This is a genomic window from Paenibacillus sp. sgz302115 (assembly GCF_056120445.1).
In genome coordinates, this window is the sequence record NZ_JBVYOK010000005.1 from 146,591 (window position 1) to 170,575 (window position 23,985).

Sequence of the window (23,985 nt, forward strand, 5' to 3'; positions counted from 1 at the left end):
CCGGCCGGTGATTACCATACTGTAGGAGTGGAAACCATGTCCTTAAATAGAAAAAGAAGTACCCTGGCGCTGCTCGCGCTGGCGATCAGCGCCTTCGCCATTGGAACAACCGAGTTTATCAGTGTCGGGCTGCTCCCGCTGATTGCTGATGACCTGCATATATCCGTGACGACAGCCGGATTAACCGTAACCTTGTACGCGCTCGGCGTAACCTTCGGCGCGCCTGTATTAACGTCGCTGACGACAGCCGTCTCGCGTAAAACGCTGCTTCTCTCGCTAATGCTGCTCTTCATTGCCGGCAACAGTCTGGCTGCCGCTGCTGGCGGAATAACCGTACTGCTGCTGGCCCGGGTAATTTCCGCGCTCTCGCACGGCCTGTTTATGTCGATTGCTTCGACCATCGCCGCCGACCTTGTGTCCGAAGACCGCAGGGCCAGCGCCATCTCGATCATGTTCACCGGGCTGACGGTCGCTACCGTTACCGGTGTCCCGCTTGGCACGTTCCTCGGGCAGCAGCTCGGCTGGCGGGCTGCTTTTATCGCCATTGCCGCTGTTGGTGTTATCGCGCTCATTGCCAACCTGATTCTCATACCGGCAAGTCTGCGCAAGGGAATCCGCACCCCGCTCCGGGATCAGGTCAAGCTGGTGACGAACAGCCGTCTGCTGCTTGCTTTTGCCATTACAGCTCTGGGCTATGGAGGCACCTTCGTTGTCTTCACGTACTTGTCTCCGCTGCTGCATGAGATCAGCGGCTTCAGGGAAGAGACGGTTGCTGTTATTCTGCTTGTCTACGGTATCGCCATTGCGATTGGCAATGTGATTGGAGGCAAGGCCGCCAACCGCAGGCCGTTGAATGCCTTGTTCTATATGTTTGTCCTGCAGGCGGTTGTGCTGCTGGTGCTGACCTTTACTGCTCCCTTCAAAGCTGCAGCTCTGATCACCATTTTCTTCATGGGGCTGCTCGCCTTCATGAACGTGCCCGGACTGCAGGTCTATGTAGTGATGCTCGCAGACCGGTTCGCCCCAAGCGCCCGTGATGTCGCTTCCGCCATGAATATTGCCGCCTTCAACGCAGGCATAGCCATCGGCGCCTATCTTGGCGGTGTTGTCACCGATCATATGGGACTGATTCACACCGCTTGGGTCGGCTCCCTTATGGTGCTTGGCGCGGTAATTCTTACCGCCTGGAGCCGAGCATTGGAGAGTAAGGATGCGCAATCCCTGCAGAGTGATGCGGCCTAACCGGCATTCACTGCTCATTCTCATACTATAACCATTCAGGAGGTTTTTACATTATGGCACAGCATTTACAAGATACGACCCGCTTGCACAGCGGAGTGAATATGCCCTGGTTCGGGCTTGGAGTTTTTCAGGTGGAGGAAGGCGCGGAGCTGGTGCAGGCGGTTAAGTCAGCCATTGCACACGGCTACCGCAGCATAGACACCGCTGCCGTCTATCAGAACGAGCGCGGCGTGGGCCAGGCGGTAGCCGAGGCCTTGAACGAGCACAGTCTGAGCCGCGAGGAGCTGTTCATCACCTCCAAGGTATGGAACGCCGATCTTGGCTATGAAGCAACGCTTGCCGCTTACGAGGCCAGTCTGGAGAAGCTGGGCCTTGCTTATCTGGATCTGTATCTGATTCATTGGCCGGTGAAGGGTAAGTACAAGGAGGCCTGGAGAGCGCTCGAAACTCTGTTCAAGTCAGGACGGGTCAAGGCCATCGGGGTCAGCAACTTCCAGATCCATCATCTGGAGGATGTTATCAGGGATGCGGAAATCAAACCGATGGTCAACCAGGTGGAATTGCATCCCTACTTGTCCCAGCAGGCGCTGCGGGACTTCTGCAAGGAGCAGGGCATCCAGATTGAAGCCTGGTCGCCTTTGATGCAGGGCCAATTGCTGGAACAGCCTGTACTAACGGAGATCGCAGCCAAGTATGGCAAATCGGTAGCCCAGGTGATCCTGCGCTGGGATCTGCAGCACGGGATTGTCACCATTCCGAAGTCGACGAAGGAGCACCGGATTATCGAGAACGCCTCTGTGTTCGATTTCGAGCTGAGCGCGGAGGATATGAACCGGATCGACGGTTTGAACCGTGATCAGCGAGTAGGTCCCGATCCCGACAATTTCAATTTCTGAGCTGCAGCTAGAAGAGACATTGCAGAGATTGCAGAGGTCAACAGTTACCGGTCAGCAGGGAGAGCCGAGTGGAAAAAGTACAACTATTCTAATGACGTTTGGCCCTTTCCAGGCATTTAGGTGGAAAAAGGGTACCTAATTCATCTGCTTGCCCTTAATTTGCCCGTTAACGGAGAAAATAAGTGAACTTTTTCCCACTAGCCGCCTTCCAGCTTCTGAATCACTGAATTTAAGTGGAGCAATTCCCACAAAATATAGCGCAGCCCTTCCTTACATCTGCTGAAAGGAAGGGCTGTTTGCTGTATCCTGCCATGCTGCTCTGACCGCGAGACCTCCATTTTATGCTCCGCCTACAATGGCAATAAGCACCGGCAGCACAAGGAAGGAAGCCAGCGTTGTCCATAGAATGCACCGCGACACCAGCGAAGGCGAGCTGCCGAAGCGTTCGGCCAGCACGACGGAATTGACGGCGACCGGCATGGAGGCCAGAATGAGCAGCACCGCAAACAGCGTTCCGTCGATATCCAGCAGGAGCAGCAGCAATGCGGCAATCAGCGGGGCCAGCAGCAGGCGGACCGTAATGCCGGTCCAGAAGGCGAGCTGCACGTTGCGGGCTGTACGGACTGTTTGAACTTTTACCATCTGGGCGCCGAGAACAGCCAGCACCACAGGTGAATAGGCCCCTGCCACCATGGATACTCCAGAAGCCACTTCATGCGGCATATGCAAGCCGAGCGTACGCAGCAGGAGGGCCAGCAGCGCCGCATAGATGGACGGCAAAGAGAATACCGAACGGATGGCGCTGCGCACGGAGAACTGCGATCTTGCGGCGAAATAGACGCCGATTGTATTGACGATCACCATCTGGGCGATGACATAGACCGATGCCTTGTCGAGACCAAGCTGGCCGAAGGCCAGAAGCACCAGCGGCAGGCCGTAATTCACGCTGTTCGTAAAGGTGGAAATCAAGGTCAGGCCGGCGGCTTCCGGCGGGGCCAGCTTCAGTATTTTGCCAAGCAGCTTGGCGGTTGCCCACAACAGCAGCAGGTTCAGCAGCGCAAAGGCGAGTGTTTTGTACACATCATCGAAGGAAATCTCAGCGGTAGCCAGCGTATCGAGAATAATCGCCGGACTCAGAAAATACAGGTACAGCGTCAAGAGCGGCTTCGTATCCAGGTTTTTGAACCGCCCCAGCAGCGCCCCTGCAAGGACCGGAATGGACAGCGGCACAATCACTTGGGCTAAGGTCGATAACACGGACTGAATCATTGCCAGGACTCCTCTGCTCTATAGTTTCTCCTAATATACCCCCCTCAGGCAAAAGCCGTCTAAGATAAGGAAACAATATGTGTAATAGAAAATACCTATGAGCAGCATGCTTCCCAAAAGATAGTATTGTGATATGATTAGCTAAAACCGTTATTTTTACAGGAGGCTGACTTAGAAATGGATGTTATGGAACCAGTCATTCTGACCAAGGGCACCCCAGGCGAGCCCTGCCCCATTGCCAAAACCCTCGATGTTATCGGAACCAAATGGACCTTCCTGATTATCCGTGATTTGCTGATCTGCGGCACCATGCGCTTCAGCGATCTGATCCGTTCCCTGGAGGGCATCAGTCCGAAGACGCTTGCGCTGCGGCTCAGAGAGCTGGAGAATCACGGCATCCTGGAACGCACCGTATATCCTGAGGTTCCGCCCCGCGTGGAGTATACCCTGACAGCAAAGGGGAAGCAGCTTGAGAACATTTTCATTGAGCTGAAAAGATATGGACTCGCGCTTTAAAAAATATTTCTCCTCACAGCTCAGCAGCCACACAAAACTATACTTTCTGTAACTGCATGTATGAAATGTAACTACTTCCCTAAGGGAAGTTATAGGATTATACTCTCCTCACAGAGCACGAAGCAAGATACTTTGAAGGAGGAATTCACATGTTAACAGGACAAAAGGTAGTTATTATCGGGGGCAGCTCGGGAATCGGTCTTGAAACGGCGAAGCTGGCCGCAGCAGCAGGCGCAGAGGTCGTCATCGCCAGCCGCTCGGCGCATAAGCTGGAACAGGCCAGGGAGGCTATCGGCACGGCAGCCAAAGTAAGCTCCTATGCGCTGGATATTACGGATGAGGAGCAGGTGCAGTCTTTCTTCGGGGAGCTGGAAGCCTTCGACCATCTGGTGGTCAGCGCAGCCGAAACAAGCGGCGGCGCTTTTCTGACCACCGCTACAAGCGCTTCGCGTAAGCTGATGGAGAATAAGTTCTGGGGTCAATATTATGCCGCGAAATACGCTGCGCCCAAGCTGAAGCCCCACGGCTCCATCACCCTGTTCTCCGGGGTCGTGGCCTTCAAAGCGATGGCCGGCTCCTCCATGCTGGGCGCAGTGAATGCCGCAGTGGCAAATCTCGGCCAGACCTTGGCCCTCGAACTTGCTCCGCTGCGGGTCAATATCGTCTCGCCGGGCATCATCGACACCCCTTCACGCGCCGGAATGGCGGCAGAGGCCCGAAATGCATTCTACAGCAGCATAGCAGGCAAGCTGCCAGTGCAGCGGGTAGGCACGGCTGCCGATGTCGCACAAGGCGTGCTGTATCTCATCCATAACGGCTTCGTGACAGGCACCGTACTCCATGTAGAGGGCGGCCATACCCTGATCTGAGCCGCAAGGCGCAAAAATCCCTGTACCCCTTAGCGATAAGGGGACAGGGATTTTGAATTACAACATTTTAATTTCCAGCAGCTCGTATTTAATGATACCCATCGGGGCATCCACATTGATGATGTCGCCCACCTGTTTGCCGAGAAGCTCTTTGCCCAACGGACTTTCGTAAGAAATCTTGTTATCCAGCACATCGGCTTCAGCCGGACCCACAACTCTATATTCAATCTTCTCCGAATACTCCACGTCATTCAGGGTTACGAGGGAGCCGACACTTACCTTGCTCAGATCCATAGTGCTTTCATCCACGATCTGGGCTTTGGTCAGCATTTTCTCCAGAATCATGATGCGGGTCTCCATGAACGACTGGTCTTCCTTGGCGGAGTGATACTCGCTGTTCTCCTTGAGGTCCCCGTAGCTGATTGCCAGCTTTAGCCGGGCCGCGAGTTCCTTCCGTTTCACCGTCTTCAGATCCTTAAGCTCCTCTTCCAGCTTAGCCAAACCTTCTTTGGTCAAGAACACTTCTTCATTGGACATGTCTACAACTCCTATTTTTGCTCGCTTTTATTGTATTTTACCCCATAATCGGCTAATATGCGAAATGAAAGCAAATCGTCACTTTTCACGTACAGGAAAATAGCCCCATAACGTGTAGAATATTCATTGAGTACTTTATACGCTTAAGATAAAGTATATCTATAAAATCCAACAGACAGTCAGGAGCACAAGAGTACATGTTCACGTCAACCCAAAGCTTTCATCGCTTCAAAAGCATCCTTGCCGCCGCACTAACCCTGCTGCTGCTATCCATCAACCCCTCCTTTACCGCTGCAGCACAGTCCGCGGCTCCTTCCGGGGTATTCCCACGCTATGATGTTGTTGTCATCGGAAGTGAAATTCAAGGCGTTCTGCTCGCCAAGGAAGCCGTCAAGGCCGGCCTGAAGGTGCTGATGCTCGATCCCCGCAGCAAGCCGGGCGGAGAGCTGATTCAAGGGCAAATGTTCTTTCTCGATGATGTGAACGATAATAAGCGGAGAAGTCTGGTACAAGGCGAAATCAAGAATCTTTTTACCGGGTACAAAGCAGGGAAGATCCGTAAAGCCGCCGACTTCAACAAATATTACGATAAGCTGATCCAGGGAATTCCCCTGAAGAGCGGAATTGTCATTGATGCGGTTAACACAGAGACTCTAGGCAGCGGCAAAACGTTGAAAACCCTAAGCTATCATGGCAAGGACGGCGCCAAACATACAATTCAATCCCGTTACTGGGTTGAAAATACCGATTTCAATGCCTTGAGCGGCCGGTTGAGTGAAGTGCGGATTCCGGGGATGGAGTCGCTCTACAATGGCAAAAAACCGGACTATATGGCGGCAACCTACATGCTCAATTTCAAGAATGTGGATTGGCGCGCTCTTCATCAGAGCATTCTTGACGATTACCCGTTAACCAATGTACGCAAAAAATACGGTCCCAACACCTATGTCGATTGGCACTTCGCGACCGGATTCAGCAATATTACCAACCACTTTGCTTCCCAAGATAAACAACTGCGGCTGCGCGGATTAAATGCCGCCTATCAGAATGACGGCCAGGTGATCATTAACGGCCTTCTGATTTACGACGTGAATCCTTCCGACCCTAAATCTGTGCAGGCGGCGATTGCAAAAGCCAAAGCCGAAGCGCCCCGCATTCTAAGCTTTTTGAAGGGCAAGATCCCCGGGTTCGCCAAGGCAGAGCTTAACGGCTACCCTGAATACCTCTATATTCGGGACTACAACCGCTATGAGACTAAATATGTTCTCGGTTACTCCGACTTAATGAACAGCCGGATGTTCTGGGATAATGTCAGTATTGGCGGCTACCCTATAGATTTACAGGGAACGCGGGCCATTCCCAGAGGAATCGGCTTCGGCAAGCCAGACCGCTATGGTCTGCCGCTGCGCTCCTTTGAGCTTAAATCCTATGACAATGTGCTGGTGACAGGGAAAAATGTGGGGGCGGGCATTAAGGCCTACGGCAGTGCGCGGATTATGCCAACCACCGCCTTGGCGGCACAGACCATCGGGATCATTCTGGGGCGCGAACGCGACAAGCGGCTGGCTGATCTGAACACAGCGGACTTCCAGAGAATCCACGCCTATCTGCACAAAGATTACAAGATCGTCCTGCAGTAAGCTGCGTCAGGCTGAACTTCAATTCTGCACGAATGCCACAACCGCCTCTCCGGTTCAAATGAACCCGGGGAGGCGGTTGTGCTTTAAATATAGAAGGGGGGTATCCTAAATTCCGAAAGTGACTCTGTTCGGAAAAATGAAAAGATGCTCAAATCTTTGGTAGAATGGTGTTAATCAGAACAACATCACCCAAAGAGAGGAGCACCTTACATATACTATCAAAATCAAGACCGAGTTTTCACTTCAACATGCATCAAGCATGGGCAGCAGCACAATCTTCATGGACTACCTCGAAAAAATCAAGCTTTCATTTCAGGCACGTTGTAGTAACTATCTTGTTCCATGGTTGCACTTCCCTATTCCCGGTTACCATATCCTGCTTTACCTCATCATCGTCTGGATCCTTGACTACAAACGGTTCTTTCATTCCGCAGGCTGCAGCAGGATGCGCTTGGCTAATAGTTTCTCAGGCGACGTTACCCGCAGTATACCCTGCTATACAAAGAATTGATCTGTCTTAACAAGACATGTCCGAATCTCCATGAGGATTTGCGAACTATCAACCACAGGTTATTTTGCCCTGTTAACCGCCTTCCCCTATACTGGACCTAGATTCCATGTTCTCTGAGAACGTAAAAAAGCCACTCGAAGGCAGCTCGCGGATAATAATGTCAATGATACTCATCAATATAATCATTGTCATTTTCCACATCTTCATAACAATTATCGTAAGAGCTATCATATTCAACAATGTAATCCCTACCCATATCATAACAATCCTCAAAAGCGCAGTTGTAGCCATCCTGATCATATACATCCCTATCACTCATGATTCTAGCTGGATCAAGTCTCATACTAATGTACGCTCCCCACCTCAGTGATCTTTATCTTCGTAGACGTTAATACCAATTTTCTCATCGGAAGTTTATCGTCTTATCTTCTGCATAGCGAAAATGAAGATGGATGTAGCAAAAAAATACTGCGGAATCGTTTATGATATATTACCAAATCATATAATCTCCCAGAATCAACGCATCCAGAGAACTCTTTGCAAAACAGCTTATGGCATCAGAGGGGGATTCAACAATCGGCATGCCGTCGAGGTTGAACGATGTGTTGACTACTAAATAAAATCCGGTCAGGTCCCCGAAGTGATGAATCAAACGGTAGAACTTCGGATTGGATTCTTCGGTTACTGTCTGTAAACGGGCAGTGTTATCGACGTGGGTGATCGCTGGTAGGTAGGAACGTTTTTCTTTGCGTACCACCGCGGTGAACATCATCGACTCACTCTCACCCTTGAAATCCATGAAATACTCCTCTGATTTTTCTAACAATACACTGGGTGCGAAAGGTCGAAATGCCTCCCGTTTTTTGATATCAAGGTTGAGTCGATTCAACACTAACTTATCGCGCGGATCAGATATAATACTACGGTTGCCTAGTGCACGCGGACCAAATTCTGATCTGTCTTGGTACCACGCAATGACTTGTCCATTCGCTACCATCTGCGCAGCCTCAACTTCCGTATCTTGCAATGGACGTATATTTAGGTTCGGATAATCTTTTAATATCTCAAGTAAACCCTCCTCAGTCACTTCAAACTGTTTGCCCAAATACAGCGGCATATCAAAGTTCGCTTTCACAGGTTTACCTTCTTTTCTCATCCACTCAGTAATCCCATACAGTGCGTTTCCAATGCATAAACCTTGATCTTGGGGAGCTGGCGGCACAAATACGCTTTCGACATTAGGCAAATTGAGCAATACACTATTTGTCAGACAGTTTAGCGCTACACCACCGCCGACACATATGTGAGATAACGAATGATTAAATAGTAGTCGTTGAGCACGATGAGAAGTCCACCTTTCTAACTGATACTGTACATATTGTGCCATATCTGCATGGATCTGACGTAATGGGTCCTTTGGTTCGCGCGGTCCAGGAATCTCCACACCTAATTTGCCAAAAAGCGCTTGTACATCTTCTACTGCGTCTCCACTATCCGGCACGATGCAATGAAGGTTACCATCGTAATCCTCTTCATATGCATCACCGATCGAGAGCAGTCGATTTGAACCATATGACGCAAGGCCCATTGTTTTGCCTGCATTATGATAATTACCAAGACCTAAGTATCGGGTTAATTTGTTGTATAACTTACCAAAACCGAGTGCGTATGGATAATCAAAATCACGATCCAGCAGGGTAATAGTGTCTCCTTCCGCAAGATAGTAGGAATTGCGCTCGCACGCATTCTCGAACATTTCTGGAGAGACTTTAGGTCCGATGATCTGACCCTCGTTATCATTAACAATCACCAATGCACTCTCATAACCGCTAGTGAAATAAGATGCATAAGCGTGAGACAAATGGTGAGACGGAACCACTACAAGCTGCTGGTGTTCATATAGTTGGAGGTTAGTTTTCAATTCATTAATAAGCCACTCTGGTACATCCAAAGAAACGCCATAATAGCTGACCACAAATTGATCCACATCAGCCATCGTTATACCGCAAGCATTCAATGCATATGGCAATCCCCAAGTAAAGCCACCATCATATTTCTTGTACGACAGGCGTTCCTCCGTAATTGCGAAAAGAATTTTTTCATTCTGGTAAATACAAACCCCCCCACCGTCTACTGCACGAATATTTTCTCCTTCATCGACCATGCAGGCATTTAAACCAACTGTAATCATTTCAAATCCCTCTCTTTCACGCGGGCGAATACCGCCGTATTCCGTAAATCCCCGGTAGGGGTCAACGAATCATTTTTCAAGATACCTTCTAATTGAAAATCAGTCTGTACCGCAATATTTCTACTTGCCGCGTGACGTTCGTCACAACGAATCTCTAGACGATTGGCATTTAAGTCCTCAAACGCAAAAGCACTCAAGCGTCGGACTGCCTCACTTATATAACCTTGACTCTGACAGGACATACGGGACCAATAGCCAATCTCAAATTTACGAATCTTCCAATCAATTCGATGCAGCCCACTGCTTCCAACAAACTGCCCCGTCTCTCGATTGAAAAGATAGAACTTCAATTCCTCACCATTTAAAAAAGCTTCTTGTGCCCGCTTGATAGTTTCAAGTGATTTTTCAACACTTGGTTCTTCCTGCGCCCAAGCTAGCCATTTTCTTAACAATGAAAGCGATTCAGTAATTGCTTGTGTTACCACTTGCGCATCTGAAAGATCAGGCATTCTTAAGATCAACCTCTTGCTATACAATGTGTTGGGAATTATCAGTTTCGGTTTCATAGGGATTCACTCCTAACAGCTTTGGATTTCGGTACAACGAATAAAGACCTAGTTAATTCATTTCGATGCATTTGACTCATAAAAAGTATAACCAGCGACATCAAGGTCGCAACGCCTAATCCGATAAACCCTACTACAATCGGAGCCGCACCAATTACGGCTACAGACAAGGCCATACCGACTGGATTAGCTGCTTGATCAATTAATTGGAATGTAGAGTTGACACGTCCCAAATATTCTTCCGGACAATGTTGCTGGATCATCGACGAACGTTCGATCACATACAGCATGACTCCAAAGTCTATCAGGAACAAGGCCACCGGAATTTGATACCATGATGGAATCCCCAATAATAAGAATCCAATAGCAGTGCTTGAATAACCTATAACAAACAAATTCCCGAGTTGCTTGCGCTTGAGATACCGCGCTGACAATGTTCCCATGAATAGTCCTAATCCCGAAAAAGCAGTGAAATAGCCGACATATGTATCATCAAACTGAAACCCTGATTTCAAGTAATAAATTATCATTGTCAGTTTTGGCGCTACAGCGATCGAACTTATAAAACTTGAAAGTGCAAATAGACGTAAATTGAATGTCCCAAGTGCAACACGAAATCCATCACGCATATCATGCAAGACTTTTTTATTTTTTTGTTCTTTTAGGATTTTTCGATTTGGTACGTCTACCAGATGTAAGCAATAAATCATGAGTACAAACGTGAGTGCGTCTAAAATGACCAAGTGCATTGGAGCAAGAAACATCAGCAAGATTCCACCGATGACTGGACCAGACAGCATTGATGATGTCCAGACTGTTGTAAATGCCATATTGGCATCAACCCGTTCCTCACCGAACAACAAGGGTATAATCACAAAATTGGCAGAACGTGCAAACAAATTCACAGCATTTAAGCTAAATCCAACTGCTAACATCATCCAAGGAGCCAGCAAATCAAACCAACCTGCGATCGGCAAAACCATAACGATTATTATTTGAATGTAATAAGAACAGAATAAGACATTGCGTGGATTAATACGATCTAAAAGAGTACCTATAAAAGGTCCGAGAACTACCTTTGGCAATTGAATTAACACAGCCATCGTACCCATAAGGGCAACTGATTTAGTCAAGTGATATATCAGTAACGGGACAGCAAGATCGAAAAAAGCATTTCCTAGTGAGTTAAAAAACGTACCAATCGCATATCTAGAAAACTTCCGATTTTTCCAAATCGAAATCTGCTGGTTCAAAAAGCTCCCCTCCATAATAGCTGAATAAAAATTGGACAAGAAGATTTTTACATCCCCTTGTCCAAGCAGTTAACACTAGTTTCTCAATTTTGCAGAGGAACCTTTAACAACTGTCACTTTACGTACGTTCAACATATGATTCACCTCCTTTCATGTGGCGTCGAAGCTTATTTAATAGCGATTACCACACCGAAATTGAGGTATTTAAAAATGGTTGAGATCGTAATAAAACCAGCTTTTTGAAGCATTTCGTAGTTTTCTTGTTCGGTGAACGGGACGAGCACATTTTCAAGCTCTTCACGCTTTTTGGCTATCTCGATTTCGGAATAGTGATTCCGACCTTTGAATTCGTGGTACATGTTTATATACTCACGATTGAATTTCGAGTGTTGATCGATGAGCTTTTCAAACAGTACGAGAATCCCACCTGACTGCAATTTATCGTAGACCTGCTTCATCATATCCACTCGCTTAACAGGACGAATAAATTGCAAAGTAAGGTTTAGCAGAACACAACCTGCTTGCTTATAGTCATTAAAGTCAGTGATATCTGCTTCCAATAATTGAAATTCGCTCACACTTCCGATAACTTCGGTAATTTTCTCTCCAGCTTTTTCTAGCATCCAGCTAGAGTTGTCAATGCCGATGTATGATAGGTTCTTTGCATTCTGTACCGTCTGATGGAGCAATATCAAGCTCGTCCCTGTCGCACAACCTAGATCGTAGACCGAACTATGATCGTTGATATTGTTCTTGATAAAATCTGCGATTAATTGCTGGACCTCATAGTAATGCGGGACACTACGCGAAACCATATCGTCAAACACTTTGCTAACCGTCTGGTTGAATGAAAAGTTCTCTACCACCTGTTTATGTAGATAAATCGAGTCAGAAGTCATCACGCTTTGCTCCTTTTCAAAACAAACACTTGAAAATATGGAATCTGAGAGCATTTTTCATATAATATTGGATGCTTTTCTCGTATTTCATTAGATGGTTGCGGCTCCAATAGAGATACAATTTGGAAACCCGATTGAACGAAAGACTTAAAGTAGCTATCAGTGGTGCGATGGTACGTTTTAATACCATCCATAACAATGTCGCCATCTTTATTCTCCCGCGACTTGACCACTGCTCCTTCCGTAAAATAATCCACAATGTTAAAGTCCTCATAATTCCATTTATTGTTATAGTACGTTTTATTCCAATAGCCAACATCTTTGATAGGATGAGGAAGAGTAACGATCAGTGTACCATTTTCAGTCAGAAGCTGTTGGAATTTTTTTAGTGTTGGTCGGATATCGGCTAGATAATCAAGAATATTATTGCAAACAATATAGTCGAATTTGTCCGTAAATTCCATATCCTCTACATTACCAAGAACTGTCTGCACAGATCCAATTAAGCAAGTAGAATGGTTTTTAGCTTTCACGAGTTCTAGCATCTCAGCTGAGATATCATTGGCGAGTACATTTGCTCCTTTACTCGCAAAACGTAATGCTTGTTCTCCAGTTGCACACCCAACATCCAATATTTTGGTGCCCTTACGAACTTTGACGAGGCGGTCCATTAAGTTATCGAGTAGAACAGCGTTGAATGAATCACTTTCACGTTCTTCTTCATATATTTCCGGAAGCGTCTTGCTTATTAGTAACGACCTATTTTTTAGAGTCTCAGAAGCTTCACTATGCAGATGTCCGCACTTCGGACAAGAGTCTTTTTTTGTGAATTTTTCTTCATATATGCGATAATTCTCTGAGTTTATCAGCAAACGATTGCTGTGAGTTTTGGTCTCAAGTTCAAGTAAATAACGGATTGCTTCGTTAGCTTGTATCGAAGCTACCAACGAATTTAAAGGGCCAAAACTTGGTGCTTGGAATGCTCGGTTGAAATTGGTATCCAACTCTTCCATATTATCGGAAAATTGATAAAGGTCGCCGTCACGCTTGTAGCATTCGTAACAAGCCGTGACACCTGGAATCACTAATGGCCCTACAGCACCGTATGACTCGATATACCCCGCGTTGCTGTACGCAAATCCATATGTTATAGCAGCGTTGTTAATCCATTCGTGAATGAACATTGGGGAATCAGCCGAGAGAATGACAAAGTCACAATCGTGAAAATGACGATGGAACAATTCCTCACCAGCAATTGATTCAACAACAGGTACCACTTCAATTGATGAGTTTAGCAAACGGAGTTGTTTGGCTGCCGCTTCTACTTTCAACTGACCTACATGTGTTTCGTTGTATAGAAATTGACGTGTGAGATTGGACTTTTCAATTGTATCTCCATCTGAAAAAACAAGTTCACCTACGCCGGCACCAGCCAAGTTCATCGCAACATTGCTACCGATCCCTCCCATTCCAACCAAACCCACTTTTTTACTGGACAGTACTTCTTGTGCATGCACTGGATCGAGTCCAATCATATCGTAATATAAATTGTGTCTCGAGTAACGATCCCCACTGTCATATGGACGATCAGTGACAATACCGTTATCTACTAGATCCTGAAGTAAGAGTTCTATCTCAGGTGGAGTCAATTTCTTCTCGGCTTGCAAATACGTTTTGACCTCAGTTAACTCTCGGAACTCGGATAGATATTCAAGAAGTTCATGTAAGTACTCAGGGGCATCATCAATGATTAGACCATTTGGCGGCATTGTTCCTACATGAATATTTTTATCAATTTTGTGGATAGAGAGGTAATTCTTTAATCGAAGATATGGCTTCATCAAGTTGACCTCCATGTTATGAGCCATTAAATTACTTTATATGGATAATTTGTAATTTAGATATTACCCTTAAGATTTTCACATGACAACCACCATTTTTAGTCATATTTCCCTATTTGTAATGTTTTAAGTTTAATATATTTAGGAAAGTATAATGATTCTTTATGTATTTGTAATTATTCTCCTTATATCTCCATTTTTTATAAGTAACTTCTAATTGATCATAAGTACTCATTCCTAAATTTCCAAAGTGACTCTATTGAAGAATGAAAAAGATGCTCCAATCTTTGGTAAAATGGTGTTTATTCGAACAACATCACCCAAAGAGAGGAGCATCCTATATTTACTACCAAAATCAAGACTAAATTTTCACTTCAACATGCATCAAGCTTGGGCGGCAGCAAAATTTTCATGGACTACCTCGAAAAAATAAAGCTTTGAGGCGCGTCGCAACAACTGTCTTGTTCCAAGGCCAGTAATTCCCGATTCCCGTATCCTGCTTCACCCCATAGGATTGTGAACCATCAACCACCAGTTCTGCCCTGGTTATCGTCTTTCCCTATACTGGACCTGGATTCCACGGTGGAAACGGTATACGGACAACAATCCCGCGCCGCCAAAGGAACAAATCTATATAAGCCGGGGCGTAGAAGTTATCATCCGCTTAATAAGCTTACTAGAATGAATCATCCATAAATTAACATAGAAATCCGAGAACCTCTCATAGTGGGTAGAGGAAACGTTTACTCAAATGCGTCAACTTGCTCACTTGACGCTGGAAATGGCCCTGCTTTTTTAGCCCTTCTGTGTTGGGCAAATGCTCGTTAAGCTGGAATCATTGGTTTTCGAAAGTCAGTTTTACGCTATCCATCATCCTTCTATTTCTACCTTTAGCAAGCTCCTTCAACTGTTCAGTTCCCGCTCCGCAGCAGCGGGGTTTAGTCTGATGCTACGGGCTTTGGACGTTCCGCTTCTCAGCAGAATGGTTAACGGAATCGCCAGAACCCCAATCACTGTGGCAACCAGAAAAACATCCTGAACGGCCAGCGTCATGCCCTGCGCCTTGATCAGTGTGCCTGCCGATGCCGCTCCGGCACTAAGCTCCTTCTGATGCGTCAAGGCTCTGGCTGTCAGCAATGAGCTGAAGACGGCAATGGAAAGCGCCCCGGCCGCCTGCTTCACCCAGTTCGTAACCGATGAGCCATGACCGGTAAGCTGCTTCGGCACGGATGACATCCCGAAATTGGTAACCGGCATAAAGGCCAAGGATATCCCGACATTGCGCACCCCCATTAGCCAGGATAGCTGTGCATGCGTAGTAGCCATTGTAATCCGGCTTAGCTCCCAGGTGGAGCCCACCAAGAGCAGAATGCCGCTAAGGATCAGCCAGAACGGTCCGACCCTGTTGTACAGCTTGCCGACAACCGGCGACATGACAGCCATAGCAATCGAACCCGGCAGCAGCACCAGTGCCGTATTAAGCGGAGTGGACTGCTGGATATCCTGCAGAAATACCGGAATCAGGAACGTGCCTGAATATAAGGCAATGGTAATAATGCAGTTGATGATCAGACTGAAGGTGAAGCGGCTCTGCCTGAAAACCTTCAGACTCAGCAGCGGCTCCTGCAAGGAAAGCTCCCGGCGGATGAAATAAGCCAGGGCCGCGGCCCCGACAATCAGGAGCGACAGGGTTTTCCATGAGGTCCAGCCCCAGCTATTGCCTTTGTTGAAGGCCATAATGATGAATGCGCCGCTTAGAATAACCGTAACGAAGCCCGGCAGATCAAAGGATTTTGAGTTGCCGGTAACCCGCTGGTAAGGCAGGCATTTAAGGGCGACAGCAATCGCAATGATGCCGATAGGCAGATTGATCATAAACAGTGATCTCCAGCCAAAATAGCCGGTAAGCCAGCCGCCCAGCGTCGGTCCGAAGGCCGGAGCCAGCATGGAAGACAAGCTCCACAGGCTCATTGCAAAGGCCTGCTTTTCTTTTTCGATAAATTGATAAATCATGGTCATCGTTGTCGGAATGATCAGTCCGCCGAATACCCCCTGCAGAATGCGGAAAGTCACCAGAGAATGAATGCTCCAGGCGACCGTACACAGTCCCGAGAAGAATGTAAAGCCGGATAAAGCGAACAAATATAAATATTTATAGCTCCACTTGTCGCCGAAATAGCCGACCACTGGCGCGATTACCCCGGTGGCGAGCAAGTACCCGGTAATCATCCACTGCACCGTGCCAATCTCTGCATGAAAATCCTTCATGAATACCGGAAACGCCACGTTAATGGTCGTTGTGCTCAGGATCGCTATAAAATTCCCGAAAAAAATTGCTAAAATGATCAGCCAAAAGGATGAACCCCGGGCAGTTTGAGTATTCAATAGTTTCTCTCCTCTTTCAAAACACAATGAATGAAAATAAACTTCTCTGCATTTTAGATGTATGATACAATTAAATTATTATATGTGTATTATACAACTATAGTTCTGTAAGTCAATATGACTTATTTCATTCTATTTTCATTCCAGCTTATAATAATGGAGAAGAGTACTGAATAAAGGAAGGAAACTACACTATGGATGATAAAAATCTGGAGTCCCTCAACAATGAACTGATGACACTCATTCGCCGGTCCTCCCACGACAAAAAACACGGCGGTCTGGACCGCTCGACATATACGCTGCTCTACCATCTGGCCCGACATGAGAAGGTTGGGGTCAAGCTGCTCGCAGAAGAATTCGGTCTCGATACCTCTACGATCAGCAGACAGACCAGCGTACTTGAAGCCAAAGGTTATGCTGTACGGGTGCCCGATCCGCAGGACGGTAGATCCAGCTATTTTCAGATCACCGAACTGGGCGCAAGCAAGCTGGAGGAAGCGCGGAGCATTCGTCTGGAGCGGTATGGGGAGATTTTTGAGGACTGGTCACCTGAAGACTGCCATACCTTTAGCGGGCTGCTGGCCAGACTTAACCGCAAACTGGCACAGCGCAGCGCCCAGGCCAAAGGATTGACGGAAGCGGACGAAGCAGGAAGATTGACGCAGGAACAGCGCTGATTTCTGTGGCTGCTGCACCAGCAGGGTGTGGCAGGTGCCGTAATCACCGTGCAGCGCCCAACCAGGAGACGGCGAGGAGCTCATCCGTAGCAGCGGCTTTTCGCTGGCGATCAAGCTCGACCTCGGCTCCGGGGCCAGCATGGCCTACAATTGCAGTAACATCTTCCGAGCTGCAACAGCTTTTTGACGCCAAGCCCGTGGGCGGGTGTTTGTAGCCAATCTAGAGACCATCAACACTTCTGCTGTACTTTCTACAGTAGAATGAGTCGCAGCGCTGGAGATTTTTAAATCTGCTGCACTTTGTACACTCAAAAAGACCAAAATCGCTCATTTGCTGCCTTTTATCGAAAATCTGCTGTATGGAGTACAACAGATTGAGTTTTTGGAGCATTATCGCTACGATCTGCTGTATAAAGTGCAATAGAGCGGCTGCCATCGTCTACATTCGGTGAATACAACAAAATGAGGGAGCCGCCAAATCAGCAGCTCCCTCTGTTCACTTAGACTTCTATACACCATCTTATGCTGGCAGATGCTCCTTGCAGAACGTCTCAAGCGCCTCTTCCTCGTCCTCTTCCAGGTCAAAATCGAGAATCCGGCCGGTTGTGGTTTCCAGCAGATCGTAGGTAACGATGCTTGCCTGCTCTTCTAACACTTTGACGATTACCCGTGCAGAAACGCCGCCCTCTTCATAGAGCTCGTCGTCCTCCGGCACGTCCAGCGCAATCATGAACTCATATCGCTTGCCGCTTATAATACCGAAAGGGTCTCTAACATCCTCCACGGTATAGCTTTTAAATGTCAACACTTCTCATACCTCTTTTCTTCAATCACATCCAGGCTATTGTATCACAAAATCCACGGCAAAGGTTTCTGCCCCACTGTGCAATAATCTTGTTTCCTGCAAAAAGAAGAGCAGCGCAAGTGTACGAACACTTTGCACCGCTCTTGCGGTAATACGACACCTGCTCATTGCCTCGATAAGCTTAGCAGGCTTGGCCCATTCCCGGCGCGGGAGCCTTATTACGGCATTTCTGCCGCTATTTCGGCTCGGTTCCGGCACGGGAGCCCATTTAACGGCACTTCTGCCGTTATTTCAACCCATTCCCGGCGCGGGAGCCCATTTAACGGCATTTCTGCCGTTATTTCAGCCCACTCCCGCCACGGGAGCCTTTTTAACGGCACTTCTGCCGTTATTTCAGCCCAATTCCGCCACGGGAGCCCATTTAACGGCACTTCTGCCGTTATTTCAGCCCATTCCCTGCGCGGGAGCCTTTCTAACGGCACTTCTGCCGTTATTTCAGCCCATTCCCAGCGCGTGAGCATTTTTAACGGCATTTCTGCCGTTATTTCAGCCCGCTCCGCCTGCAGGGGAGCGGGATATCGCCCGCAAACTGCCCGACTTACCCGGCTGCCACGCCGCTTTTCCCGGCATCGCCGGCCTTGGCCTTCTTGATCTGCTTGCTGCGCAGCTGGCCGCAGGCGGCGTCGATGTCGACGCCGTGCTCAAGACGCGTGCTTACGCTGACGCCCTGCTTTTTGAGCGTGTCGAAGAAGGCCCGCACGGATTCGCGTTCACTCCGCTGGTATTGGCTATGCTCATCCACCGGATTATACGGAATCAGATTCACATTAGCCATCTGCCGCCGGTCTCCGATCAGCTCAGCCAGCTCCAGGGCATGCTCCTCGCGGTCATTGACGTCCTTCAGCAAAATGTACTCCAGCGTGATTCTCCGGTTCGTCTTCTCCAGATAGTAGTCGATGGCAGGCATCAATTTCTCTATAGGAATCGCGCGGTTGATCTTCATGATCCGTGTCCGCAGCTCATTGTTCGGTGCATGCAAAGAAATCGCCAGGTTGACCTGCGTGCCCGCATCAGCGAATTCTCTGATTTTATCAGCCAGACCGCTTGTAGATACTGTGATGCCTTTACCGGCAATCGCCAGACCCTTGTGATGCTTGATGATGGTCAGGAAATTCAGCAGATTCTCGAAATTGTCGAACGGCTCGCCGATGCCCATCACAACCACATGGCTGACTCTTTGCCCAAGCCCCAGGTTATCCAGATGCTGCTGAACCTTCATAATCTGCTCTACAATCTCTCCGCTGGAGAGGTCGCGGCTCTTCGCCAGAAGCCCACTCGCGCAAAAGCTGCAGCCGATGTTGCATCCAACCTGCGTGGTCACACAGACGGACAAGCCGTATTTCTGCCGCATCAGCACCGTCTCGATCAGGTTGCCGTCCTTCAAGCGGAACAGGAATTTGATGGTGCCGTCCGCCGACTCCTGCTTCACATGCTCTTCCATCGACTGAAAGACAAAATGCTCCGCCAGGAGCTTCACCGTCTCCCCGTTCACCTCAGTCATTTCCGCAAAATCTGTAACCCGCTGGCGGTACAAAGAATCCCATATCCGGGACGCGCGGGATTTCTTATGGCCGTGCTCCACTAGCCAAGACGCCAATTGTTCTAAAGTTAATCCATAAATGGATGGTTTATTCATTTCTTATCCTCTTTTCAAAACAGTAAAGTTCAATTCATTCTACCTTGCAGAGACCCGGCTAACAACATGCATTTATTGTCTCAAATTTCTTTTATTAAAACAAGAAGAATCCCCGTCCCACCGCCACCGGTCTCCGCATACAAAAAAGCGTACCCACAGCCGCAGGATACGCTTCTTGACGTTAATAGAGCATAGATTACACAAGGACGGGCTATTTTAAAATGGCAAATTTCAGCTTCTTACTCTTCAGGTAGTCAATAATTTCAGGAAGCGCCTTGACGGTAATTGCTTTTTCGTGCAGAAGATATATGCCCCCTGAAGGATCGGTATTGTGAAAATAATGGAGGATCTGCTCCGCTGTATCCACCTTCCAGTCCTCTGGATCACGGTTCCAGAGCAGCACCTTGAGGTGCTGTCTGCTGACTTCTGCAGCAAGCTTACTATTAATAGCTCCATAAGGCGGACGAAATATAGTTACTGGCACCCCAGTATCCTGCTCCAGCTCGCGGACCGACCGGGCCAGATTGGTCCGGTTCTCTTCAATGCTGTTCTTCGTCATCTCGCTGTGATCCCAGGAATGACTGCCTACCGGCATCCCATGCTCAGCGGCATAGCGTACTTCTTCAGGATGCTGCTTCGCATTCTGGCCGATAAACAGAAAGTTCGCCGCAACCCCATGCTCCTGCAGAATATCCACGATTTGCCGGGTATACTGCGACGGTCCATCATCAAACGACAACGCCACATAACCTTTGGCCAAACTGTACTCATATCCGCTTCCTTCCAGCTCCAGTGGTTCAACCAGCGGGTTCTGTGCCTGGGCGGCTTCCGCCCTTTCCGGTTCCTGTTCCGGCTCCTGTTTTGGTTCCTGTGTCGGTTCCGGTGACTGCTCTGGCTTTGCTGACTGCTCCGGCTTCGGTTCCGGTAAAACCTCATCCTGCTCACCCTGCAACGAAGCCAATTGGACCTCTGGGACATGGGAGGCAGAAACGAGCTTCCCGGCAGCTTTTTCCGGCTTAATGAAGTCTTCATGGGCTTCAGCGCTGTTGAGCAATTTGTCATCCATCCGCAGGAAGAACAAGACGAACAGGAGGCTGAACAGGATATACCGCAGGACAATGGGCCGGGCAAGCCGGATGGCATCTTTTCTACGTTTCACGGGTTGGAGCTCTTCAGAAGGGAGTTCAGCTTCAGCCTGAACCGTCCTCACTTCTTCTGGCGGATGGTGCTGCTGCTTAAATTGTAGTAGCTGTGAGACATACTCTTCGGAACAGGCAAAATACAGCGGCTCGCTGAATGTGCTGTTCATCTTGATGAGAGTGCTGAAATAGGTGCGGCGAAAAGGGTCCCACTTGGAGTAAAGCGACAGCCTTACTCTTTGTCCTTCAAAAGGGCCAAGTGAGTTCATTTGCAGGTATGTAAATTCATCAATGAGGAAAATTTGCTGCGTATATCCGCCGCTATGGGTTATACCTACCTCTATCTGATAACTATCCTCCTGATGCTTAAGCGATAGCAGTTCTATCAGGAGAGCGGCGTTTTGTTCAACAAGTGGCATAAGACCTATGTATCTCCGTTCCCGTCATTCGGTTCTACCGGTAGGGCACTGCCCCCAAAGGGTACCGTCATGCGGGTGGTGAAATCGCTGATCATGCTGGAGAGGTAGGCTTTCTCCTGCCGGACCGTATCATATTTCTGCTTCAAATGGGCGTTCTCTGTTTCAAGACGTCCGATCTTTTCTTCCAGCTCGTTCATTTTCTTCAGCTTTTCCGATATCGCATCGTTATGCTTCTGCACAAGATTGGCATACTTTTGCTGCTCCAGCTCGATAGTGCTCTTGAGCTCATCCATATCCGAAGCCAGGGTGGTGTGCAGCTCACGGTAATCTTCCATTACCTGATCCACCTTCAGATTCCGTTCCACCAATTTATGCTCCAGCTCACGGATGTTTTTCTCCCGGTCCTCAATGACCTTATTCAAATTCTTCAGGTCCTTGTTCAGACGCTCCACATGCCCACTCGAATGGGTCAACCGGTCCTGCAGCTCATGAATAGTCGATTCCGCGTGCCCTCTGGCCTGAATCATCTGTTCTACCGCAAAAATTAAATCCAGCGACTTCTTGTCAAGCTGCGCTTTCCCCGTGGAAACAATACCGGAAAGACTGTCACCTGGTTCGTATGCTTCTGCTTCCTCAGGAGGACCTTCCGCCTCTTGAACCTTTTGAACCATGTCAGGCCTGAGCTGCTTGTCCACCGCGTCTTTCTTCTTAAAAAAAGGTGTCGCCATCTATCCTATCACCCCATTAAAAATGTCAAAAAATGTCGAGCGCATACGCATTTATTATAGTTGATTTAGCCTGTATGTAAGTGAGCCTAAATATCTAACTTTTCAATTGCATCCTAAGGCCTACTTTAACCTTTTACAGCATTGTAGGATTAAAAAAGACACCCGCCCGGAGTGCCTCTGCGTTGTTGCCTATAAAGTTGATCTGCAGATTTGCTCCTGCCCTACAAGGGCAGGCCTTCCTCCAGTTTGCTTAAAGCCCCCTCCAGCAAAGTGGAAAAATCGGCTTCCGCATGCTCTGCATAATGCAGCATCACCGATATATTGACACCTATGCTTGCCCCGGCGAAGGTACGTACCGCGAAATCCTCCCGCTGCCGGCCCGTGCGCTTACAAGTCATATCAATGATTAAGTCCATCATGCTCAGCATGTTGTTAAGCATCGCGGACCGCAGCTCGGGGACCGACATTACCAGTTCGTTCCGCTCACGCATCGTCGCCAGCTCCCCGGGAGTCATCTCCTTAACACCAGATAGCATAGCGTTGCGCAGCGCCTGCAGCGGACTCAGCTCCGCCGGCTGGCTCTCAAAGGAGGAGATCAGCAGAGGATCGTAGTTATCAATAATCAGCACATCTTCCTTTGAAGAGAAGTAGCGAAAAAAAGTGCTGTAGGAAATCTCCGCAGCCTCTGCGATTTGCTCCACAGTTGTCGCTTTATAGCCAAGCTCGCGAAAGAGCCGCAGCGCATGCATTTGAATGCTTGCCATCGTTTTTGCTTTTTTGCGTTCACGTAAGCCTGCTTGCCGATGATTCAACGTCAATGCAATATCTTTGTGGCGAGTAAGCGAGTAGGCGAGCGTTTCGTAGAATCGGTCAGCCGGTTTGTAGAAGGGAAGCTAAAACTGAATTTGAACCGGGAGAAAAGTGCGGTAGCCAGACCCTGGCACCGGAAGTTTTTAGGATTCAGTTTCCTGATGTATAGCACTACTTGAGTATTAGGTTCAATTGGTGCTTTTAAATTATAGAAATAATGCTTACAAATAAAGGAGAAGTAGAATTATAATTGTAAGTTATGGAGCATGAATAATCCACATGATGTATAAAGGAAACAAAAAGTCTGCTAAATTGATTCCTATCCCCAAAAGAGCGACATATCTATTTTTTTTATTCTTAAGGCCCATTAATCCGAAAACCAATCCTATAGGGCTAATATAAAAGAGAGAGATAATGCCGATACCATCTCCAAGTTGACCAGCTTTTATAGCATAGTAATCAAAAAGAAAAATTAAGACTACAAAAACACCAATTATTAAAGAATAAAATGGATATGCTAGATTTGATATTCTTTTTTTACTCATTTCAATTTCACCCTCCATACATTTATATGTAAAATAGAACTACAGATTTCGATTCAAGTTTACATTATATAGAAATTTTTGGCTATTCAAGGATTTTGAAATAGAATGGGTGCAAAAAAGTTAAGAAAAAAAGCGTAATCCGTTTGGACCACGCTTCTTACGCTTAACAGCTTATTTATAAAACACTTTTTCCACATTGTATTTGGCTCGCAGCTTGTTCGCAATGTATGTCTCATAGATTTCCCGGTCAACGGGGTCATCTACGATGCATACCTCGATCTTGGTAACTTCGTCGCGGTGCGGCTTCATTACGGAGACTGTATCTTCAAAATGCTTTTTGATTCGCGGTCTCAGCTTTCTCGCCTTGCCCACGAACAGCAGCTCATCCTTGTCATTGTAGAACATGAAGATGCCGCCCTTTTCCCGGGTGATCAGGTGGAAATCCGTAAATCCGTAAATATGGCTGAGTTCAGGATTCTCCTGCTTCGTAATCGTAACATCCGGCGTTGGAATGGTAATGCTGATCATTGTAGCTCACTTCCCTCTTGGAT

At 47.7% G+C, this 23,985-nt stretch carries 22 protein-coding genes and 2 pseudogenes; 8 read left to right on the plus strand and 16 right to left on the minus strand.

Annotation, left to right across the window (positions count from 1 at the left end):
• The first annotated feature begins 36 nt into the window (after positions 1–36).
• Both AC0LWN_RS12630 and AC0LWN_RS12635 read left to right on the plus strand, forming a co-directional pair.
• Positions 37–1,242, plus strand: a complete 1,206-nt coding sequence (locus AC0LWN_RS12630) for an MFS transporter (protein ID WP_474665739.1) — start codon at positions 37–39, stop codon at positions 1,240–1,242.
• A 53-nt stretch (positions 1,243–1,295) separates the two neighbouring features.
• Positions 1,296–2,138 (plus strand): aldo/keto reductase, encoded by an 843-nt coding sequence (locus AC0LWN_RS12635; RefSeq protein ID WP_474665741.1) that lies wholly within the window; start codon positions 1,296–1,298, stop codon positions 2,136–2,138.
• A 339-nt stretch (positions 2,139–2,477) separates the two neighbouring features.
• Here the strand turns inward: AC0LWN_RS12635 and AC0LWN_RS12640 are convergent, their stop codons facing one another.
• The gene (locus tag AC0LWN_RS12640) at positions 2,478–3,407 is read right to left on the minus strand and encodes an AEC family transporter (protein ID WP_474665743.1); all 930 of its coding nucleotides are present in this window, start codon (positions 3,405–3,407) and stop codon (positions 2,478–2,480) included.
• 177 nt (positions 3,408–3,584) lie between these two features.
• On the opposite strand from AC0LWN_RS12640, the gene AC0LWN_RS12645 reads away from it, so the two are divergent.
• Together AC0LWN_RS12645 and AC0LWN_RS12650 are read left to right on the plus strand one after the other, a co-directional pair.
• Complete coding sequence (locus tag AC0LWN_RS12645) at positions 3,585–3,923, plus strand: winged helix-turn-helix transcriptional regulator (RefSeq protein WP_474665745.1); 339 nt, start codon at positions 3,585–3,587, stop codon at positions 3,921–3,923.
• Between the two features lie 149 nt (positions 3,924–4,072).
• Positions 4,073–4,792, plus strand: a complete 720-nt coding sequence (locus AC0LWN_RS12650) for an SDR family oxidoreductase (protein ID WP_474665747.1) — start codon at positions 4,073–4,075, stop codon at positions 4,790–4,792.
• A gap of 57 nt (positions 4,793–4,849) precedes the next feature.
• Here AC0LWN_RS12650 and greA read toward each other — a convergent pair whose 3' ends face one another.
• Positions 4,850–5,329 carry a transcription elongation factor GreA gene (greA, locus tag AC0LWN_RS12655; RefSeq protein WP_474665749.1) on the minus strand — a complete coding sequence of 160 codons (480 nt, stop codon included), beginning with the start codon at positions 5,327–5,329 and terminating at the stop codon, positions 4,850–4,852.
• A gap of 197 nt (positions 5,330–5,526) precedes the next feature.
• Between greA and AC0LWN_RS12660 the strand changes: the two genes are divergently transcribed.
• A complete protein-coding gene (locus AC0LWN_RS12660; RefSeq protein WP_474665751.1) occupies positions 5,527–6,969 on the plus strand; it encodes an FAD-dependent oxidoreductase in 1,443 nt (480 codons plus the stop codon).
• Positions 6,970–7,640: 671 nt separating this feature from the next.
• Here AC0LWN_RS12660 and AC0LWN_RS12665 read toward each other — a convergent pair.
• From AC0LWN_RS12665 to AC0LWN_RS12690, 6 genes are all read right to left on the minus strand, one after another.
• A complete protein-coding gene (locus AC0LWN_RS12665; protein WP_474665753.1) occupies positions 7,641–7,823 on the minus strand; it encodes a hypothetical protein in 183 nt (60 codons plus the stop codon).
• 147 nt (positions 7,824–7,970) lie between these two features.
• On the minus strand, positions 7,971–9,671 hold the full coding sequence (locus tag AC0LWN_RS12670; protein WP_474665756.1) for a carbamoyltransferase family protein: 1,701 nt from the start codon (positions 9,669–9,671) through the stop codon (positions 7,971–7,973).
• Complete coding sequence (locus AC0LWN_RS12675) at positions 9,668–10,237, minus strand: GNAT family N-acetyltransferase (RefSeq protein WP_474665758.1); 570 nt, start codon at positions 10,235–10,237, stop codon at positions 9,668–9,670. Before AC0LWN_RS12675 ends, AC0LWN_RS12670 begins: the two co-directional genes overlap by 4 nt.
• A complete protein-coding gene (locus AC0LWN_RS12680) occupies positions 10,234–11,490 on the minus strand; it encodes an MFS transporter (RefSeq protein WP_474665760.1) in 1,257 nt (418 codons plus the stop codon). Before AC0LWN_RS12680 ends, AC0LWN_RS12675 begins: the two co-directional genes overlap by 4 nt.
• A gap of 167 nt (positions 11,491–11,657) precedes the next feature.
• The gene (gene cmoA / locus AC0LWN_RS12685; RefSeq protein ID WP_474665762.1) at positions 11,658–12,389 is read right to left on the minus strand and encodes a carboxy-S-adenosyl-L-methionine synthase CmoA; all 732 of its coding nucleotides are present in this window, start codon (positions 12,387–12,389) and stop codon (positions 11,658–11,660) included.
• A complete protein-coding gene (locus tag AC0LWN_RS12690) occupies positions 12,389–14,230 on the minus strand; it encodes a ThiF family adenylyltransferase (RefSeq protein WP_474665764.1) in 1,842 nt (613 codons plus the stop codon). Before AC0LWN_RS12690 ends, cmoA begins: the two co-directional genes overlap by 1 nt.
• Before the next feature lie 339 nt (positions 14,231–14,569).
• On the opposite strand from AC0LWN_RS12690, the pseudogene AC0LWN_RS12695 reads away from it, so the two are divergent.
• A pseudogene (locus AC0LWN_RS12695) lies at positions 14,570–14,896 on the plus strand (IS1380 family transposase); the annotation flags it as partial.
• A gap of 237 nt (positions 14,897–15,133) precedes the next feature.
• Here AC0LWN_RS12695 and AC0LWN_RS12700 read toward each other — a convergent pair.
• Positions 15,134–16,615: an MDR family MFS transporter gene (locus AC0LWN_RS12700; RefSeq protein WP_474665766.1), complete on the minus strand. Its 1,482-nt coding sequence runs from the start codon at positions 16,613–16,615 to the stop codon at positions 15,134–15,136.
• Between the two features lie 194 nt (positions 16,616–16,809).
• Here AC0LWN_RS12700 and AC0LWN_RS12705 point away from each other — a divergent pair, with 194 nt between their 5' ends.
• Complete coding sequence (locus tag AC0LWN_RS12705) at positions 16,810–17,292, plus strand: MarR family winged helix-turn-helix transcriptional regulator (protein WP_474665768.1); 483 nt, start codon at positions 16,810–16,812, stop codon at positions 17,290–17,292.
• A gap of 520 nt (positions 17,293–17,812) precedes the next feature.
• Here the strand turns inward: AC0LWN_RS12705 and AC0LWN_RS12710 are convergent.
• The 5 genes from AC0LWN_RS12710 to AC0LWN_RS12730 all read right to left on the minus strand — a co-directional run bounded on the left by AC0LWN_RS12710 (position 17,813) and on the right by AC0LWN_RS12730 (position 22,843).
• Positions 17,813–18,100 carry a DUF6509 family protein gene (locus AC0LWN_RS12710; protein ID WP_474665770.1) on the minus strand — a complete coding sequence of 96 codons (288 nt, stop codon included), beginning with the start codon at positions 18,098–18,100 and terminating at the stop codon, positions 17,813–17,815.
• Positions 18,101–18,695: 595 nt separating this feature from the next.
• Positions 18,696–19,793, minus strand: a complete 1,098-nt coding sequence (gene rlmN / locus AC0LWN_RS12715) for a dual-specificity RNA methyltransferase RlmN (RefSeq protein WP_474665772.1) — start codon at positions 19,791–19,793, stop codon at positions 18,696–18,698.
• 211 nt (positions 19,794–20,004) lie between these two features.
• Positions 20,005–21,351, minus strand: coding sequence for a polysaccharide deacetylase family protein (locus tag AC0LWN_RS12720; RefSeq protein ID WP_474665774.1), 1,347 nt, complete (start codon positions 21,349–21,351; stop codon positions 20,005–20,007).
• Positions 21,352–21,356: 5 nt separating this feature from the next.
• Positions 21,357–22,079 carry a hypothetical protein gene (locus tag AC0LWN_RS12725; RefSeq protein WP_474665776.1) on the minus strand — a complete coding sequence of 241 codons (723 nt, stop codon included), beginning with the start codon at positions 22,077–22,079 and terminating at the stop codon, positions 21,357–21,359.
• A 221-nt stretch (positions 22,080–22,300) separates the two neighbouring features.
• Positions 22,301–22,843: an acyl-CoA-like ligand-binding transcription factor gene (locus tag AC0LWN_RS12730; RefSeq protein WP_474665778.1), complete on the minus strand. Its 543-nt coding sequence runs from the start codon at positions 22,841–22,843 to the stop codon at positions 22,301–22,303.
• A gap of 54 nt (positions 22,844–22,897) precedes the next feature.
• On the opposite strand from AC0LWN_RS12730, the pseudogene AC0LWN_RS12735 reads away from it, so the two are divergent.
• Positions 22,898–23,050: pseudogene (locus AC0LWN_RS12735) on the plus strand (group II intron reverse transcriptase/maturase); the annotation flags it as partial.
• 96 nt (positions 23,051–23,146) lie between these two features.
• Here AC0LWN_RS12735 and AC0LWN_RS12740 read toward each other — a convergent pair.
• Entirely contained in the window at positions 23,147–23,434 is a 288-nt protein-coding gene (locus AC0LWN_RS12740; RefSeq protein ID WP_458965096.1) for a hypothetical protein, read from the minus strand.
• A 171-nt stretch (positions 23,435–23,605) separates the two neighbouring features.
• Positions 23,606–23,962, minus strand: a complete 357-nt coding sequence (locus AC0LWN_RS12745; protein ID WP_474665780.1) for a nucleotide excision repair endonuclease — start codon at positions 23,960–23,962, stop codon at positions 23,606–23,608.
• Positions 23,963–23,985: the final 23 nt, after the last annotated feature.